General features: G+C 65.1%; 2 protein-coding genes. Both read right to left on the bottom strand.

The window, feature by feature from the left end; all coding sequences use genetic code 11:
* Window positions 1-584: IS3 family transposase (locus tag P3T23_RS47840; RefSeq protein ID WP_429322979.1), on the bottom strand; the 584-nt coding region annotated here is incomplete at its 3' end.
* A complete protein-coding gene (locus P3T23_RS47835) occupies window positions 581-967 on the bottom strand; it encodes a hypothetical protein (protein ID WP_429322978.1) in 387 nt (128 codons plus the stop codon). The genes P3T23_RS47840 and P3T23_RS47835, both read right to left, overlap by 4 nt.
* Window positions 968-1034: the final 67 nt, after the last annotated feature.

The following is a 1034-nucleotide window of genomic DNA, read 5'->3' as shown; positions in this document are numbered from 1 at the left end:
CCGACCTCGGCACCCGTGCCGCCGAATTCGCCCAGCAGTCCCTGTGCGATCGGCTGCAAGGCGGCGAACCGGTTGCCCGTCTTGACTGCATGGATACCGACGCAGCAGGCATCGCAATGATCGACTGCAGAGAACACCCAGACCCAGCCGTCATCCACGGTCTCGATGCGCACGCCATCAGTGCCCCACATCTCGTTGGGGCGGCTCGTCGTGATCGTGCCGTCGTGCTGGGCAGACTTGCCCTGGGGCCGACGATGCGGCGACAGCAAGGCGTTCTCCCGCATCAGCCGCAGCACACGGGTGCGGGAGACGCGGATATCGCGCAGGATACGCAGCCGCGCCCAGACCTTGCGGTGGCCTTCACCGGTAAAGGGCGAGGCCGCCAGATCGGCCCGGATGGCCTCCAGCAGGTCGGCGTCGGGCATCCTGGGTTTCGGGCCGCGTCGCTGTGCCACGAGTGGCACCACGTTGCCCGACGCGCGCGCCTGAGCGGCATAGATCGTCGAACGCGGGAACCCGAGCACCCTGCAGACCCGCTCCAACCCATAAGGCTTGCCGGTGCCAGCGGAGATCGTGCGGCTCATTTCGACGACCTCCGGTTGCCTAAAGGGTGTCGAGCCTGCCTTTCCTTGCGCAGCAACTCGTTTTCCATGACCAGCTCGCCAATGCGCCGGGTCGCCTCGCCAAGCCTGGCCTCCAGCGGATCGTTCTCGCGCTCCTTGAGGCCGGCATCCATACCGGCCAGGGCACGCTCGCGCCATTCTTCGAGCCGGTATATCGGCACCGATACCTCGCGCGAAATGGCATCCACCGGCTCGCCGCGCAATAGCCGCAGGACGACTTTCTTCTTCCGGTTCGCTGACCACCGTTTCACTTCGGCGGCCGCGCCGGGGGCGCTTCCAGTCGCGCTACGCGCTCCTTCCACCGCCCCCGGCACAACCTCATCGACATTCGACTTCTTCAGCATGTTCAACTCCATTTCCAGACACACGTTTTACCCCAAATTCGTGTCCAGAAAAATCGGAGGCGGTTCA

The organism is Paraburkholderia sp. GAS448 (assembly GCF_050435685.1).
In the GTDB taxonomy this organism is placed as follows: Bacteria; Pseudomonadota; Gammaproteobacteria; order Burkholderiales; family Burkholderiaceae; genus Paraburkholderia.
The sequence above is the reverse complement of the archived record's forward strand: the minus strand, read 5'-3'. Positions and strand labels throughout refer to the sequence as shown.